The 765-nt window shown below is 65.1% G+C and carries 1 protein-coding gene; it reads left to right on the forward strand.

All coding sequences use genetic code 11. The annotated features are described in order from the left end of the window. A partial coding sequence (locus CSQ89_RS22780) for a hypothetical protein (protein ID WP_158229097.1) occupies positions 1–765 on the forward strand: 765 nt, incomplete at both ends.

Raw genomic sequence — 765 nt, forward strand, 5'->3', positions numbered from 1 at the left:
GCCTGGGTAGCGCCAACCTCAGCTACCAGATGGGCAAGCACACCGCCCTGGTGGCCGAGTTCGCCCGCACGATCTCCACGACCTACTCGGTCGGCAACAATGTGTACACCACCCCGAGCGGGCTGTCGGGTGAGTTGAAGAAGGAAGCCGATGGCGACGCCGTCCGGGTGGAGTTGGCGCACCGCAGTGAACAGGTGCAGGCCAAGGCCTACTACAACCGCAGCGAAGTCGGCTTCAACAACACCACCGCCGGCATCAGCGGCGGGCAGGGTGAAGCTGGCGTCAAGGCTGTCGCGAAGGTGACCGACAGCATCAAGGTATATGGCGAAGCGATCCGCAGCGAACAACGCGCCACGGATGCCAACCGCGAAGGCCAGCAACTTGGGGTGGCCTTCCGGGCGACTGACCGGCTGACGCTTGACCTCTCGGTGCAACACGCCGAAGAGACCATCGGCATGCCGAGCACTGCCCTGATCGCCTCGAATACCGCCCCCCTGGGCAGCGGCAACACCCCCAACGGCGGCTTCTTCGGCAATGGCGCGAACAACACCTACCTTGACCCGTTCACCGGACGGGAGACCGCAGTGTTCGCCCCGGTGAACAGCAGGACCGGTGCCGCCACGACGCAAGCCCTGGACTCGACCACTGTCAGATTAGGGGCAGGCTACTGGTTGACCGACCGCTTCGCGCTGAACGCCGATGCCGAACACAGCGTGGAAGGCACCGACCAACGCCGCTACGGCGCCGGCGCGAAGTACCTGCTCA

Source organism: Chitinimonas sp. BJB300 (genome assembly GCF_002735695.1).
GTDB lineage: Bacteria > Pseudomonadota > Gammaproteobacteria > Burkholderiales > Chitinimonadaceae > Chitinimonas.